This window comes from Mesorhizobium sp. ESP-6-4 (genome assembly GCF_020164735.1).
Lineage (GTDB): Bacteria > Pseudomonadota > Alphaproteobacteria > Rhizobiales > Rhizobiaceae > Mesorhizobium.
This window is the reverse complement of record NZ_JAIUGS010000006.1, coordinates 33,416-48,259: the sequence shown is the minus strand read 5'-3', so window position 1 is coordinate 48,259 and position 14,844 is coordinate 33,416. Positions and strand designations below refer to the sequence as shown.

19 protein-coding genes and 1 tRNA gene are annotated in these 14,844 nt (G+C 64.4%); 8 read left to right on the top strand and 12 right to left on the bottom strand.

Annotated elements, in window-relative coordinates:
* Positions 1-38: 38 nt before the first annotated feature.
* Complete coding sequence (locus LB523_RS13710) at positions 39-605, top strand: TIGR02281 family clan AA aspartic protease (RefSeq protein WP_224603259.1); 567 nt, start codon at positions 39-41, stop codon at positions 603-605.
* Here LB523_RS13710 and deoA read toward each other — a convergent pair whose 3' ends face one another.
* The 6 genes from deoA to LB523_RS13680 form a co-directional block, all read right to left on the bottom strand.
* Positions 606-1,922 carry a thymidine phosphorylase gene (gene deoA / locus LB523_RS13705; RefSeq protein ID WP_224603258.1) on the bottom strand — a complete coding sequence of 439 codons (1,317 nt, stop codon included), beginning with the start codon at positions 1,920-1,922 and terminating at the stop codon, positions 606-608.
* The gene (locus tag LB523_RS13700; protein WP_224603257.1) at positions 1,922-2,725 is read right to left on the bottom strand and encodes a purine-nucleoside phosphorylase; all 804 of its coding nucleotides are present in this window, start codon (positions 2,723-2,725) and stop codon (positions 1,922-1,924) included. The genes deoA and LB523_RS13700 overlap by 1 nt, the downstream gene beginning before the upstream one ends.
* 13 nt (positions 2,726-2,738) lie before the next feature.
* Entirely contained in the window at positions 2,739-3,131 is a 393-nt protein-coding gene (cdd, locus tag LB523_RS13695) for a cytidine deaminase (RefSeq protein ID WP_095766692.1), read from the bottom strand.
* 75 nt (positions 3,132-3,206) lie between these two features.
* Positions 3,207-4,178 (bottom strand): ABC transporter permease, encoded by a 972-nt coding sequence (locus LB523_RS13690; RefSeq protein WP_224603256.1) that lies wholly within the window; start codon positions 4,176-4,178, stop codon positions 3,207-3,209.
* 1 nt (position 4,179) lies between these two features.
* The gene (locus tag LB523_RS13685; protein WP_224603255.1) at positions 4,180-5,319 is read right to left on the bottom strand and encodes an ABC transporter permease; all 1,140 of its coding nucleotides are present in this window, start codon (positions 5,317-5,319) and stop codon (positions 4,180-4,182) included.
* Positions 5,316-6,848: an ABC transporter ATP-binding protein gene (locus LB523_RS13680; protein WP_140846326.1), complete on the bottom strand. Its 1,533-nt coding sequence runs from the start codon at positions 6,846-6,848 to the stop codon at positions 5,316-5,318. Before LB523_RS13680 ends, LB523_RS13685 begins: the two co-directional genes overlap by 4 nt.
* A 253-nt stretch (positions 6,849-7,101) precedes the next feature.
* Between LB523_RS13680 and LB523_RS13675 the strand changes: the two genes are divergently transcribed.
* Positions 7,102-7,311 carry a SlyX family protein gene (locus LB523_RS13675; protein WP_224603253.1) on the top strand — a complete coding sequence of 70 codons (210 nt, stop codon included), beginning with the start codon at positions 7,102-7,104 and terminating at the stop codon, positions 7,309-7,311.
* A 22-nt stretch (positions 7,312-7,333) separates the two neighbouring features.
* Positions 7,334-7,735 carry a hypothetical protein gene (locus LB523_RS13670; protein ID WP_095766258.1) on the top strand — a complete coding sequence of 134 codons (402 nt, stop codon included), beginning with the start codon at positions 7,334-7,336 and terminating at the stop codon, positions 7,733-7,735.
* Here the strand turns inward: LB523_RS13670 and LB523_RS13665 are convergent.
* The 4 genes from LB523_RS13665 to LB523_RS13650 all read right to left on the bottom strand — a co-directional run bounded on the left by LB523_RS13665 (position 7,730) and on the right by LB523_RS13650 (position 10,579).
* The gene (locus tag LB523_RS13665; protein ID WP_140846324.1) at positions 7,730-8,185 is read right to left on the bottom strand and encodes a GNAT family N-acetyltransferase; all 456 of its coding nucleotides are present in this window, start codon (positions 8,183-8,185) and stop codon (positions 7,730-7,732) included. The two genes, LB523_RS13670 and LB523_RS13665, sit on opposite strands and share 6 nt — an antisense overlap.
* A 67-nt stretch (positions 8,186-8,252) precedes the next feature.
* On the bottom strand, positions 8,253-9,242 hold the full coding sequence (locus LB523_RS13660) for a BMP family protein (RefSeq protein WP_095766256.1): 990 nt from the start codon (positions 9,240-9,242) through the stop codon (positions 8,253-8,255).
* A gap of 224 nt (positions 9,243-9,466) precedes the next feature.
* Positions 9,467-9,793, bottom strand: coding sequence for a hypothetical protein (locus LB523_RS13655; RefSeq protein WP_140846323.1), 327 nt, complete (start codon positions 9,791-9,793; stop codon positions 9,467-9,469).
* 84 nt (positions 9,794-9,877) lie between these two features.
* A complete protein-coding gene (locus tag LB523_RS13650) occupies positions 9,878-10,579 on the bottom strand; it encodes a DUF2569 family protein (protein ID WP_140846322.1) in 702 nt (233 codons plus the stop codon).
* 454 nt (positions 10,580-11,033) lie between these two features.
* On the opposite strand from LB523_RS13650, the gene LB523_RS13645 reads away from it, so the two are divergent.
* Positions 11,034-11,123: transfer RNA gene (locus LB523_RS13645), tRNA-Ser, on the top strand.
* A gap of 7 nt (positions 11,124-11,130) precedes the next feature.
* Here the strand turns inward: LB523_RS13645 and LB523_RS13640 are convergent.
* Positions 11,131-11,370, bottom strand: coding sequence for a KTSC domain-containing protein (locus LB523_RS13640; RefSeq protein WP_224523998.1), 240 nt, complete (start codon positions 11,368-11,370; stop codon positions 11,131-11,133).
* A 95-nt stretch (positions 11,371-11,465) separates the two neighbouring features.
* Here LB523_RS13640 and LB523_RS13635 point away from each other — a divergent pair, with 95 nt between their 5' ends.
* From LB523_RS13635 to LB523_RS13625, 3 genes are all read left to right on the top strand, one after another.
* Positions 11,466-12,077, top strand: coding sequence for an alpha-ketoglutarate-dependent dioxygenase AlkB (locus LB523_RS13635; protein ID WP_224603252.1), 612 nt, complete (start codon positions 11,466-11,468; stop codon positions 12,075-12,077).
* An 83-nt stretch (positions 12,078-12,160) separates the two neighbouring features.
* Positions 12,161-12,556: a hypothetical protein gene (locus tag LB523_RS13630; protein ID WP_095766251.1), complete on the top strand. Its 396-nt coding sequence runs from the start codon at positions 12,161-12,163 to the stop codon at positions 12,554-12,556.
* A 78-nt stretch (positions 12,557-12,634) separates the two neighbouring features.
* Complete coding sequence (locus tag LB523_RS13625) at positions 12,635-13,825, top strand: NADH-quinone oxidoreductase subunit D (RefSeq protein WP_140846319.1); 1,191 nt, start codon at positions 12,635-12,637, stop codon at positions 13,823-13,825.
* 77 nt (positions 13,826-13,902) lie between these two features.
* Here LB523_RS13625 and LB523_RS13620 read toward each other — a convergent pair whose 3' ends face one another.
* Positions 13,903-14,337 carry a hypothetical protein gene (locus LB523_RS13620; protein WP_095766690.1) on the bottom strand — a complete coding sequence of 145 codons (435 nt, stop codon included), beginning with the start codon at positions 14,335-14,337 and terminating at the stop codon, positions 13,903-13,905.
* Positions 14,338-14,638: 301 nt separating this feature from the next.
* Between LB523_RS13620 and LB523_RS13615 the strand changes: the two genes are divergently transcribed.
* Positions 14,639-14,842 (top strand): hypothetical protein, encoded by a 204-nt coding sequence (locus LB523_RS13615; protein WP_224603251.1) that lies wholly within the window; start codon positions 14,639-14,641, stop codon positions 14,840-14,842.
* Positions 14,843-14,844: the final 2 nt, after the last annotated feature.

Genomic DNA, 14,844 nt, shown 5'->3' with positions numbered 1-14,844 from the left:
ACGTTTCCTTGAAACGGTGAAACGCTCCAGGGGCATCCATGCTGCGCAAGCTTCTCATCCTCGGCATCTTTGCCGGATCCTCGGCCTCGATCCCGATCATCTATCAGGCTAACCCGCATCTGGTGGATGGCCTGCTGAAGTCGACCGTCGCTTCGCGGCCGGCAGCACCGGAAGCTCAGCCGCAGGTCAATCTCGCTTCGGTCCCAGACAAACCGCCGACCCCGATGCCGCTCGGCCGCCAGGTGCTGGTCAACGCCGATGCGCGCGGCCACTTCACGTCGCAGTTCAAGCTCAATGGCCGCCAGATCGATGGCATGATCGACACGGGCGCGACGCTGGTCGCCATCAACACCTCGACGGCGCGCAGGATCGGCGTCTCGCTCAATCCGTCCGACTTCAATCGACCGGTGAGCACCGCCAACGGCGCGGTAAAGGCCGCCGTGGTGACGGTCGACCGCCTGCAGATCGGCAAGATCTCGGTCGACAACGTCCAGGCGATGGTGCTCGACGACAGGGCGCTGCAGACCAACCTGATCGGCATGAGCTTCCTGCAGCGGTTGCAGAAATACCAGGTCCAGGGCGGCTCGCTGCTGCTCGTTCAGTAGTCAGCGCGGCAATATCCGCCTGAGCACGGTCTTCTCTGCGGGAGGCTTCGACGCGCCGATCGTATAGGCGGCACGCACGGCGGCCGCTGCCGCCTCGGCTTCCGCATCGGTGCGGGCATGCACCAGCGCCAGTGCCTCGCCCGAGCGCAGCTCGGCGCCGACCGGCAACAGCTTGGTCAAGCCGACGGCATGATCGATCTTGTCGTCCGGACGGCTACGGCCGCCACCGAGCGTGACGACGGCAAGCCCGATATCGCGCGTGGCGATGCCGGTCACGAATCCATCCTGTTCCGCCTTCACGGCCAGTTCGACGGGCGCAGTCGGCAAATATTTTTCCGCGTTCTCGATGAAATCGGCGGGACCGCCAAGTGCGGACACCATTCGCGCGAAGACGGCCGCCGCACGGCCTCCGGCAAGCGCTTCGGTGGCGCGCCTGATGCCGTCCTGGTTGGACGAGACGAGCCCCGTCGACTGCAGCATCTCGGCCGCCAGCGCCAGCGTCACCTCCTCCAGCCGCCGGTCGCGATATCGCCCGGTGAGGAAATCGACGGCATTCTTCACCTCGACCGCGTTGCCGGCGGCCGAGGCCAGCGGCTCGTTCATGCCGGTCACCAGCGCTGAGGCGCTCAAGCCGGCGCCATTGGCGACCTCGACCAGGCTGTTCGCCAGGGCGACGGCATCGCGCGACTTCTCCATGAAGGCGCCGTTGCCGACCTTGACGTCGAGCACCAGCGAGCCCAAGCCGGCGGCAAGCTTCTTCGACAGGATCGAGGCGGTGATCAGCGGCACCGATTCGACCGTCCCGGTCACGTCGCGGATCGCATAGAGCCTGCGGTCGGCCGGCGCGAGATCGGCGGTCTGGCCGATGATGGCGCAACCGGTCTCGAGCACCGTCTTGCGGAAAAGCGCCACGTCCGGCTGGCTGGCATAGCCGGGGATGGCATCCATCTTGTCCAGCGTGCCGCCGGTGTGGCCGAGCCCGCGGCCCGAGATCATCGGCACACAGGCGCCGCAGGCCGCGACGATCGGCGCCAGCATCAGCGAGACATTGTCGCCGACGCCGCCCGTGGAATGCTTGTCGGTGACCGGACCCGGCAGGTCGGACCAGTCGAGCACATCGCCGGAATCGCGCATCGCGATCGTCAGCGCCACCGCTTCCTCGCGGCTCATGCCGTTGAGGAACACGGCCATCGCGAAAGCGCCGACCTGGCCCTCGGAGATGGTGCCGGCCGTCAGCCCCGCGATGAAGTCCGCGATCTCGTCGGCCGAGAGCCTGTGGCCGTCGCGCTTGCGGCGGATGATCTCCTGCGGCAGCATCAGTCGGGCAAGCCGTCCTGGAAGACGCGCCGCAGGATCGTCGCCAGCCGCGCGCCGCCGATGGGCGCCATATCCTTGGTTTCCTGGTGCGAGAGCTCCGCTCCGGTCATGCCGGCCGCCAGGTTGGTGATGACCGAGCAGGCGGCGACCTTGAGCCCGAGGAAGCGGGCGAGGATGACCTCCGGCACGGTCGACATGCCGACGGCGTTGGCACCCATGACGCGGGCCATGCGGATCTCGGCCGGCGTCTCGAAGCATGGCCCGGAAAACCACATATAGACGCCTTGATGCAGGGCCGTTCCGGTTGCCTTCGCCGCCTTCTCGATCGCTTTGCGCAGGCCGGCATCATAGGCCTCCGTGAGGCCGACGAAGCGGCGGTCGCTCGGCTCGCCGATCAGCGGATTGGAGCCGGAGAAATTGATGTGGTCGGTGATCAGCATCACCGAGCCCGGCCCCATTTCAGGATCGACCGAGCCGGCGGCATTGGTGAGGATCAAATGCGAGATGCCGATGCCGGCAAGCACCTCCAGCGCCGGCCGCATCGCCGCGGCATTGCCATGCTCGTAATAATGCGCGCGCCCCGACAGCATCAGCACCGGCGTGCCGGCGAAATGCCCGGCAACCACCTCGCCGGCATGGCCGGAAACACGGCTGCGCGGGAAGCCCGGCAGTTCGGCATAGGAGATGCGCCTGGCATCCTTGACCTGGTCGACCAGCCCGCCCAGGCCCGAGCCCAGCACGAGCGCCGCGGTCGGCGCCAGTCCGTCCAGCTTCTCGACCAGATGATCCAGCGCTTCCTTCATTTCAACCCGCTCTTCATTTCAAGATGTCGCCCCTGAAGCCGTAGGGCAGCATGTCGCCCATGGTCACCGTCTCGGCCACGCCGGCGTTGTCGCAGAGATAAAGCTTCGTGTCCGGCCGGCAGAATTCCGCCAGCCGCTGCCGGCAGCCGCCGCATGGCGAGCATTTGGCCATGCGTTCGGCGATCACCGCGATCTCCACGATCCTGCCGCCGCCGCCCATGATGTAATGGCCGAGCGCCGTCGTCTCGGCGCACCAGCCTTCCGGATAGGATGCCACCTCGATATTGGCGCCGGTGAAGACGCGCCCGTCCTCGGTGCGCAGTGCTGCCCCCACAGGGAACTTCGAATAGGGCGCATAGGCCTTTGCCATCGCCGTCTTCGCCGCCTCGAAAAGATCATGCGACATCCGGTTCTTCTCTCCCACGATCTTGTTCAAATACCGGTCGCCGCCGCACGAAAATCCGCCCGGCATTCTCCGACCTCAGCGTTCCTTCACATAAGGCACGCCGCCGGCGCGCGGCGGGATGGCCTTGCCGATGAAGCCGGCGAGCAGGATGACGGTCAGCACATAGGGCAGCGCCTGCATGAATTGCACCGGCACCTTGCCGATGATCGGCAGCGGTGAGCCCTGCAGGCGAATGGCCGCAGCATCGAGGAAGCCGAACAACAGGCAGGCGAACATGGCGTTGACCGGCTTCCATTTGGCGAAGATGAGCGCAGCCAGCGCGATATAGCCCTTGCCCGCAGTCATGTCCTTCACGAAGCCGCCATTCTGCACCATGGAAAGATACGCGCCGGCGACGCCGGTGAGGATGCCGGTGCAGATCAGCGCGCGGTAGCGCAGCCAGGCGACCGAGATGCCGGCCGTGTCGACCGCGGCCGGGTTTTCGCCGACCGCGCGCATCCTGAGACCGAAGCGGGTGCGAAACAGCACCCACCAGGTGAACGGCACCATGGCGAAGGCGAAATAGACCAGGATCGAATGGCCGGAGATCAGCTCGGCATAGATCGGGCCGATGATCGGCACGTCCTTGATCGCCTCGGCGGCGGGCCAGACGATCGCCTCGAAGCGTTCGGCCGGCTGCAGCGCCGGCGTGCGCCCGCCCTGTTGGAACCACGCCTGGCCAAGGATGATGGTCGATCCGGCGGCGATGAAATTGATCGCCACGCCGGAGACGATCTGGTTGCCGCGATGCGTGATCGAGGCGAAGCCGTGCACCAGGGCGAAAGCGACCGAGATCAGCACCGCTGTGCCGAGGCCGATCAGCGCCGAATGGAAGACGGCGGCGGCCGATGCGCCGGCAAAGGCGCCGACCAGCATCTTGCCTTCGAGCCCGATGTCGAAGATGCCGGCCCGTTCCGAATAAAGACCGGCCAGGCAGGCGAGCAGCAGCGGCACCGAAAGGCGGATGGTCGAATCCAGCACCTGGATGATGGCGTTGAACATGTCCATCTCAGGCCCCCTTACCGTTCACTGCCTGCATGCCGACCGATTTCGGACTGACCGAGGCGAACAGCGCCTGGATGTAAGGCCTGAACATGTGTTCGAGCGCGCCGGCGAACAGGATGACCAGCCCCTGGATGATGACGATCATGTCGCGGCTGATCGCCGGCATCTCAAAGGCAAGCTCCGCGCCGCCCTGGTAGAGCATGCCGAACAGGATCGCCGCCAAGACGATGCCGACCGGATGCAGCCTGCCCATCAATGCAACCGCGATGCCGACATAGCCGGCGCCGGACACGAAATCGATCGCGACATTGTGCTGGTCGCCCATCACCGGGTTGAGCGCCATCATGCCGGCCAGCGCGCCCGAGATCATCATCGCGGTGATGATGATGCGGGTTTCCGAAATGCCGGCATAGCGCGCCGCCTTCGGGCTGTGGCCGTAGGTGCGCATCTCATAGCCGAGCCTGGTGCGCCAGATCAAAAGCCAGACCAGGAAGGCCATGACGAGCGCCAGCAGGAAGCAGATGTTGAGGGGTGCGGAACGGATCTTGGCGCCGAACAATTCGATGATCCAGTTGAGCTTCGGCAGCTCGGCGCCGGCGAGGAAATTGCGCGTCTGCGGCGCCTGCGAGCCGGCCGGCTTCAGCGGGCCGACCAGCAGATAGACCATCACCGAGGCCGCGATGAAATTGAACATGATGGTGGTGATGACGATGTGCGAGCCGCGCTTGGCCTGCAGATAGGCCGGGACCAGCCCCCACAGCGCACCGAACGCCGCCGCGGCCACGATCGCGATCGGAAAGATCACCCACCAGGGCAGCACGCTGTCGAGGCTCAGGCAAACGAGCGCGATGCCCAGGCCGCCTATATAGGCCTGCCCCTCGGTACCGATGTTGAACAGGCTGCAATGTGCCGCCACCGCCACCGACAGCCCGGTGAAGATGAAGGTCGTGGCGTAGAAGAGCGTGAAGGCGATACCTGTGCCCTTGCCGAAGGCGCCTTCGACCAGGATGACGGCGGCACGGAACGGATTTTCGCCGACCAGCATGACGACGAAGCCGGCAACGATGAAGGCAACCGCCAGGTTGATCAGCGGAATCAACCCATAATCGGCCCAGGCAGGCAGCTTGGCGTAAGGCGTGCTCATTCGGCGGCCTCCTGGTGCTCGACGCCGGCCATGAGCAGGCCGAGCTCGCCTTCGGTCGCGTCAGGGCCGCGCTCGCCGACGACACGGCCGGCGAACATCACCAGGATGCGGTCGGACAGCGAGCGGATCTCGTCGAGCTCGACCGAGACCACCAGCACCGCCTTGCCCTGGTCGCGCATGGCGATCAGCCGCTTGTGGATGAATTCGATGGCGCCGACATCGACGCCGCGCGTCGGCTGGCCGACGATCAGCACGCCGGGATCTTGTTCCATCTCCCTGGCCAGCACGATCTTCTGCTGGTTGCCGCCGGAAAAGTTCGCCGTCTTCAGCCGCGGATTGCCGGGGCGGATATCGTATTTCTCGATCTTGTCCTTCGCGTCGGCCATGATGGCATCGACGTCAAGGAACGGCCCCTTCAGATAGCGCTCGTCGTCATGATAGCCGAGGATAGAATTCTCGTTCTCCTCGAAGGCGAGCACCAGTCCGACATGGTGGCGGTCCTCCGGTACATGGGCGAGCCCCCGGTCGCGCAATTCGCCGGGATCGGCCTTGCCGGTGAGATCGATCGGCTTGCCTTCCAGCATCACCTCGCCGGAAACCGCATGCCTTATGCCGGAGATTGCCTCCAGCAGTTCGGACTGGCCGTTGCCGGCCACGCCGGCGATGCCGACGATCTCGCCGCCGCGCACGTCGAAGGAGACGTTGTCGACCATGGTGACGCCGCGCGAATCCTTCACCGTCAGGTTCTTGACCGAGAGTTTTACGGCGCCAGCGTCCGACTGGCCCTTCTCGACCCGCAGAAGCACGCGCCGGCCGACCATCAGCTCGGCCAGTTCGCCGACCGTGGTCTCCTTTGTCACCCGGGTCGCCACCATCGTGCCCTGGCGCATCACCGAAACCGTGTCGGTGATCGCCATGATCTCGCGCAGCTTGTGCGTGATGAGCACGATGGTTTTTCCTTGATCCTTCAATTGCTTGAGGATGCGGAAGAGGTGGTCGGCCTCGGCCGGCGTCAACACTCCCGTCGGCTCGTCGAGGATCAGGATCTCGGCGCCGCGGTAGAGCGCCTTGAGGATTTCGACACGCTGCTGCAGGCCGACCGGCAGCTCTTCGATGACGGCGTCGGGATCGACCTCGAGCCCGTATTCGCGCTCCAGCCGGTCGAGTTCCGAGCGCGCTTTGGCGATGCTGCTCTTCAGCAGCACATCGTTTTCGGCGCCGAGGATGACGTTCTCCAGCACCGTGAAATTGTCGACCAGCATGAAATGCTGATGCACCATGCCGATGCCGAGTGCGATGGCGTCGTTGGAGGTGTTGATCGACACCGGCTTGCCGCCGACGTGGATCTCGCCGCTGTCGGCCTGGTAGAAGCCGTAGAGGATCGACATCAGCGTCGATTTGCCGGCGCCGTTTTCGCCGACGATGCCGTGGATGGTGCCGCGCGCCACTTCCAGGTTGATATCGCGGTTGGCGCGCACTGCGCCAAAGCTCTTGTTGATGCCTATGAGCTCGATTGCGGCTTGCGCCATGCAGCCTGTTCCCACTGTTATTTTTTATCGCTTGGTCAAAAGGCCTAGCATGATGCCCCGCTTATGCCAATCGGCCGTTCACTCTCGACAAATCGCCGCGCCCTTGTCAATTTCGAACCTGAGCAAGTTCCGCAAAACTGTCCACGGTTTTGCGATCAGAACCTGCGAGAACCAACAGGGCCTAAGCAGATATTCGGGCATCCCACGAATATCTGCTTGGGTGGAGGCTTCACATTCGAAGGGTCGGTTTTGCATGGCCATGCCTGATGATCGGTTGACGACGCTGGAAATCCGCGTCGCCGAGCAGGAAAAGACCATCGAGGAACTGTCCGGCCAGATCGCCGAACAGTGGAAGGTGATCGAGCGCATGGAGCGCAAGCTCGCAGCCCTCGCCGACCGTTTCCTGGAATTGGAGGAGCAGACCGCCTCCGACGTGCCGGTGACCAAGCCGCCGCATTGGTGAGAAGCCATGGGGAAAGACGGCCATGTCCAGTGAAAGCGACAACGTCGCCAGGGCCGGCGATTATGTCTTTGGCCTGATGAACGACAGGGAACGCGCCCGCGCCGAGCGCGACCTCGAGATCGATCCCGCCTTTCGCGACACGGTGCTGCGGCTGGCCGAGCGCTTGCGCGCCTTCGATCCCGCGGCACCTGAAGGGCGCGACAATCGCTGGGAGCTGGTCACGCAGCGCCTTGCCGAATTGCCGCAGATGCAGGCACGGCTCGCCGGCATTGCCGCCGAGGCCGAACCGCCGCCGCCGATGATCCACCGGCTCGAGCGCAAGCCCTATCGCGTCGGCCTCCATCCGCGCGGCAGGCTTGGCTTTGTTATTGTGCTTGCCCTGCTGGCCGCCTTTGCGCTCGGCTATCTCGCCGGCACGCTATAGCTCATGCGACATGAGAAGCATCGGCGCGCCGTCCTGCTCGAAGGTCTCGACCGCCGTCCATCCAAGCGCCTCGTAGAAGCCGCGCGCCTGCCAGGTGTAGAGATAGAGCTTGCCGATACCGGCCGAGACAGCATGAGCCTCAACGGTTCTGACCAGCGCCGTGCCAACGCCGCTGCCGCGATATCCATCCTCGACGATCAGCCCGGCCAGCCATGGCGAGAAGTCGTGCGGCGAACTGATTTCGCTGCGGACGAGCAGGCAGCTCCCGATCGGCCGGCCACGGTCGCGCGCAACGAAGGCTGCCTCGGAGCCGTCGCCGGCGATCAACCCGCGCAACCCGGCCATGTCCTCGTCGAGTGTCCGGTCCGTGCCTTCGAAGAAAGCCGCGAGGCGAAGCCCCGCGATTGCTTCGACGTCGCCTTCAGCCATGGCCTCGATCGTCGGCCGCATCGTTCCCTCTCCAAAGCGAAACCGCCGGGCGTTGGCCCGGCGGTTCAAACCTTGCTTCAGCCGCAGATCAATACGGGCAGGCGTTGTCGGTGGTGTAGTCGTGCACCTGGACCTTGCCCGAGATGATGTCGGCCTTGGCCTTTTCGACGGCCGCCTTCATCTCATCGGTCACCAGGGCCTTGTTGTTGTCGTCCATGGCGTAGTCGACGCCGCCTTCCTTGAGGCCGAGATTTTCGACGCCGCCTTTGAAGGTGCCGTTCTTGCCGTCCATGAAGGCATTGTAGACGGCAACGTCGACGCGCTTCAGCATCGAGGTCAGCACCTTGCCGGGCTGCAGGCCGTTCTGGTTGGAATCGACGCCGATGCCGAGCTTGCCCGCATCCGCCGCCGCCTGGAGCACGCCGACGCCGGTGCCGCCGGCAGCCGCGTAAACCACGTCGGCGCCCTGGTCGATCTGCGTCTTTGCGATCTCGCCGCCCTTGGCCGGGTCGTTCCATGCGGCCGGCGTGTCGCCGGTCATATTCTGGATGACGTCCGTCGCGCCGGCCGACTTGGCGCCGCCGACATAGCCGCATTCGAACTTGCGGATCAGCGGGATGTCCATGCCGCCGACGAAGCCGACCTTCTTCGACTTCGACGCCATCGCCGCCAGGATGCCGACGAGGTAGGAGCCTTCATTCTCCTTGAACACCAGCGAGCGGACATTGGGCAGGTCGACGGCATCGTCGATGATGGCGAAGTTGAGATCGGTATATTCGGCCGCGACCTTCTTCAGCGCGTCCTCCCAGGCAAAGCCGGCCATGACGATCGGGTTGCGGCCGTCCTCGGCGAAGCGGCGCAGCGCCTGCTCGCGCTGCGAGGCGTTGGAGACCTCGAATTCGACATAGGCGATGCCGGTCTCGGCCTTGAACTTCTCCGCGCCATGATAGGCGGCCTCGTTGAAGGATTTGTCGAACTTGCCGCCCAGATCATAGAGGATGGCCGGCTGGACATCCGCGGCGAAAGCCGGAAGAACCATTGCGGTTGCGGCCAGAAGGCCGAGAACGATACGTTTCATGTGATCCACACCCTGTCGGTTATCTTTCCGTTATGCGCCGCCTGCCCGCCCGGTTCTCCGGCAGGCTTGCGGTGCCAGGCAGGAAGTGTTTTGCCCCTCCCGCTCGCGGTCAATCTGGCACGGCGCGAAATAAAATTCACGTGGAATTTTGACCTGTTGGAAAAAGCGGTTACCGGCGATTTCGCCGTGGCCGTCCGTCCGCAACAGCGTCAAAACAAGAGCCTTCAGGGACTTGGGGCGAATTCCGCGCCGCGGCGCTTGCGCCGGTAGCCGATGGCGTAGAGCAGGAAGGCCAGCACCGCGAAAACAGCAAAACCTGGTTGTGCGAGCACCCATGCGACGGCGCCGTCCCAGACCAGCGGGCTTGCCTTGGCGCGCACGAAAGTCTCGAAGGCCGCACGGGTATCGGGCGAGACCGCGAGCCAGCTTGCATTGAGCGGCGTCAGCACCAGCGAGGAGGCTGCGACCGAGCGTGTCGTATCGATCACCGCCATGATCACCGAGATCGACAGCGCAACCATGGCTGCCAGCCGAAAGATGAAACGCAACATCGACGCTCTCCCCGGGAACGCTCCCGCCTGCCCCGCAATCGACATAGAGCGTGCGTGGTTTCCGCGCAATCGCGGCCCGTGAAATTAGCGAGCCCGCGCAGGCTTGCGCCGGTTCACCCGCCAGATGGCGAAAATGCCGCCGGCGACCGCGCCGACGATCAGGCCGCCCAGGCCGACAAAAGCCGCGAAAAATCCGCAGGCGCCCTCGAAACAGCTCATATGCGTTAGGTCCGCTATCAGCGAACCGGCGAAGAAACCGGCGCAGGCGCCGATCGCGCCGCCAAGGATGATGCCGAGCAGCGCGGCAAGGATCGAGACGAAGACCGGCGGCCGCTCGGTCTCCGGATTGGCGTAGATCGTCTCGGCGCCGGCCCCGTTGCGCAGCAGGTAAATGCAAAGTAGGCCGATGGCGATCTCGGCGACGGTGAAGCCCAGCGCCTCGGCCGAGAAGACGAAGTCGGACACGAGCAACACATAGGCCTGGCGCACCAGGAGCCAGATGATGATGGCGATCTGCCAGATCGTGTAATGGCGAGGAAAGCGGGCCGACCGGTTGAAGGCAAGGCCAAGCAGGTACAGCCCCCACAGGATGGTGATGACGCCGCCCGTAAGGCCGCCATAGACCAGGAAGAACACGCTGTCGGGCAGGCTGAAGTCGCCGATCAGCCGCCAGGAGGAGATCAGCCCGTAGGCCGACAGCCCCATAACGATGACGAGCCACGCCACCGGGATGAGGGAAAGCCCGCCGTCCGGCCGCCCCGCGGGTTGCTGGTCGATCGATGCCATGTCGGGACGATGCCCCTCGCCCAGGCAATTCCGGGAAAGCCGCCTCGCGGCTTTCCGGCGGGAACTGCAAAACCGAACCTGCAGTTCCAGGGAAAGCTCGCAACCGTCCACCGGGACTGCACGAAACAAAGATTTGGCGCAGTCGACAGCCGGGCGGAGGCGAAGTCAAGCGTCGCCGGCGCGCCGCCATCGGCCTGTGCACATCATTCGAACGCATCGCCCCCTGGACCCGCCTTTGCGCCCATACACGGCAAAAGCCGCGGCAATGCCAATATGGCTTGGCTTTCGCTTTAGGATCGACTAGATGAGCCCCGCGCCTGTTTGCCTAGACGGCTAGCGGTGCCGGGAAGGGTTGCCTGCCGGTTGAGGGCACACCAGATATCCGTTGAGGACTTCCCATGGGAGCATCTCCCCAACCCGCGCGGCAAAACCGGCCGACGCGAGATGCCAAGACGGAGAGGTGGCCGAGTGGTTGAAGGCGCACGCCTGGAAAGTGTGTTTACGGGAAACCGTAACGCGGGTTCGAATCCCGCTCTCTCCGCCAGCAAGCTTCATTGATTTCTATATTTTTCGGAGCAGGCCGAGCCTTCATGCTCGACCAGGTGATATCTGAAACGGTCGCGCACGAATTCGTTGAAGAACTGCCCTTTTGAGAAGGCCGCCTTGAAAGCCGTGTAGACCTCGGGTCCTACGTCCTCATAGTCATAGCGCTTGCCGGTCGGGACGAACCATACCGAGAGGACCCGCCTCGACGGATCGTAATGGATAGCCCGGATCGCGGTGGAAGGCATGTGCCGCCTCCTGCTTCCAACGCTTAATTCTTCGTGCGCCGCGAGGTTCCGCCATGCCGGCTTGCACAAGGGGCCCGATTGCCTATCTGAGCCGCATGACATCATTGAAAAACCGAGCTGCCGGCGACGCTTTCCAGGGCGATCTGTTCGGTGGGCCTGCAAGCCAGCCGCCCATGCCCGTGGGCTTCTCCTACCAGCCGGATCTGATTGCCCGCGACGAAGAGCACGAGCTGGTCCGTCATATCCGGGGCCTGCCCTTCAAGCCGTTCGATTTCCACGGCCATCTTGCCAACAGGCAGGTCGTCGGCTTCGGCTTGCGCTACGATTACGAACGCCGCCAGGTCGTGGAAGCGCCGCCCATACCGGACTTCCTGCTGCCGCTTCGCGCCAAGGTCGCCGCTTTTGCGTGCATCCCCGCAACAGAGTTCGCGCAAGTGCTGATCAACGAATATCGCCCGGGCGCGGGCATAGGCTGGCATCGGGACAAGCCGCATTTCGAGCTGGTCGCCGGCGTTTCCCTGCTGGCGTCCTGCAGCTTCCGGCTGCGCCGCAAGAACGGCGCGGCGTGGGACCGTGAAACGATCGAGGTCGAGCCCAGATCGCTCTACCTCATGGCAGGGCCGGCCAGGCACGAGTGGGAGCACAGCATCCCGCCCGTCGAACGCCATCGCTATTCGGTGACCTTGCGGACAATGCGGGCTCTTTAAGCAGCCGCGCCGGCGATTATCCGGGAACCATCGCCGGGCGCCAGGGTTGTGTCGTCAGATTTTCCAGATGGAAAGGAAAGACGATGCGCATGTTGACGATGGTCCTGACGCTGTCGGCAATGGCATTGGCGCAGCCCGCTTCCGCTCAACGCGCCGATCCGCAGCCGCCGCAAGCGACGCCCCCTGCCCAGGAACCCATCCCCGGCCAGCCGCAGCCCGGCCAGGACGATGCCGCCCAGAACGTCACCAACATCGTCGTGGTGGCGATGGAGGACCTGCCCTCGGAAGTGAAGGCGCAGGCCGAAGCCATAGTCACCAGGACGACCGCCAAGGAACTGGCCAAGCTGCAGAACTCGGTCGACGCCTCGCCCGAGGCGACGTCGGTTCTGCATGCGAACGGACTGAATTCCTCGCAGGTCGTTGCCGCCAACATCGACGGTGACGGCACGCTGACGCTGATCATCCAGACGACGGCCTGACCTTGGGGGCATGACCCAGCCGAACGGCGGCCGACGGGCTGCGGTTCGCCTTCGATCCTCACTCTTGCGGAGGCCGTCATGACCGAAGCCGCGGTCCGCAACTTCATGCTCAACTTCGGGCCGCAGCACCCGTCGGCGCATGGCGTGCTCAGGCTGGTGCTGGAACTGGACGGCGAGATCGTCGACCGCGCCGATCCGCATATCGGCCTGCTCCATCGCGGCACCGAGAAGCTGATCGAATACAAGAACTATCTGCAGGCCCTGCCTTATTTCGATCGGCTCGACTACGTCGCGCCGATGAACCAGGAGCATGCCTTCTGCCTTGCCGCCGAAAAGCTGCTCGAGCTGTCCGTTCCCCGGCGCGGCCAACTGATCCGCGTGCTGTTTTGCGAGATCGGGCGGCTTTTGTCGCATCTTCTCAACGTCACCACGCAGGCCATGGATATCGGCGCCCTGACGCCGCCGCTATGGGGTTTCGCCGAACGCGAGAAGCTGATGGTGTTTTATGAACGCGCCTCAGGCGCGCGTATGCACGCGAACTATTTCCGCGTCGGCGGCGTCCACCAGGACCTGCCGGAAAAGCTGCTCGACGACATCTGGGATTTCTGCGATCCGTTCCTGAAGGTCTGCGACAATCTCGAGGGCCTGCTCACCGACAACCGCATCTTCAAGCAGCGCAATGTCGATGTCGGCGTGATCTCGCTCGACGACGCCTGGGGCATGGGCTTCTCCGGCCCCATGGTGCGCGGCTCGGGCGCCGCCTGGGATCTGCGCAAGGCGCAGCCCTATGAATGCTATCCCGAAATGGATTTCGACATCCCCATCGGCAAGCACGGCGACTGTTACGATCGCTATCTGGTGCGCATGGAAGAGATGCGCCAGTCGGTGCGGATCATGCGGCAGTGCCTGGAAAAGCTGCGCTCATCCGATGGCCGGGGCCCGGTCGCGGTGCCCAACCAGAAGATCACGCCGCCGCCGCGCGCCACCATGAAGCGCTCGATGGAAGCGACCATCCATCATTTCAAGCTTTATACCGAAGGCCACCGCGTGCCGCCCGGAGAGGTCTATGCCGCGGTCGAGGCGCCGAAAGGCGAGTTCGGCGTCTATCTGGTCTCGGACGGCAGCAACATTCCCTATCGCTGCAAGATACGCGCGCCATCCTTCGCCCATCTCCAGGCGATGGATTTCCTGTCGCGCGGGCACATGGTGGCCGATGTCGCGGCGATCATCGGCTCGCTCGACATCGTGTTCGGCGAGATCGATCGCTGACGCGGAGGAGAGCCCGGCGCCTCTCCTTCGTCTGCGTCAATCAGCGAGCCCGACGCGATCCCGCCGACGGACCCGCTCTAGCGCATGAACACCGCTCTCAGCCACGCAAGAATGCCGGCGCCCGGAGAGATCGCCGCCCGCACGCGCGAGGCCGCCCAGCGGGCCGGCATGTTGGCGCCGACATGGCAATGGCAGACGACTTCATGCAGCTGCCAGTCGCTCATTTCGAAGAAGCGCTTGGCTTCGCCGTAAGTGTCGTCCCGCAGGCCTTGCGCGCGGAAGATCGGATCCTCGAAAGCGATGGTGATCGCCGAGCCGTCGATACGCATTCTTTGGCGCACATCGGCTGAGGCGTATTCGGTGCCCGCCAGCGCCGTGAGGCGGCGGCCGGGATTTTGTTCAAGAAGCTGCGCCCAGCGCTCAAGGCGCTGACCGCGATTGGCGATGAGAGCCGGTGCTTCGGTATGAACGTCGGCAACGGCGTTGATCTGATCAAGGGTTTGGTGCTTCACGGCCGTCTCCTGTGTCGGCAGATGGCCCCCGTCCACAACGGGATTTAAGGCGCCGACCGACGCCGGCAAGAGCCGAAACAGGCAGGTGGAATCATTTGATCATTGTCTGCCGCCGTCGCGCGCCGCGATCGTGTTGGAACCATCCGCGGGCGTGGCCGTTCTGCCAGCTTGCGCCGCCGATCGCTCCAGACGAAGCGTCCGAATGCAGCGGTCACCTCCATCAGTTCAGGTCGGGCAGGACATCCCCGTTTTTGGGATTCGCAGCAGGCCTTGCCAAGGCATCGAACGGAAGGAAAACGCGATGGCCATTCTCCCCAATCCAGACCCATCTCCCACGCCCGTGCCCACGCCGCCGCCCATCCCGGAACCGAAACCGGTGCGCGAACCGGAGCCGGACCGGCTGCCCGACGAGGAGCCGATCCCCAATCCCGATGAGAATGACGCGCCGCCCAGGCATTCGCAACCAGGCGGCGCCGAATTTGAGCGACTCGCGGGAGGCGCCTGATG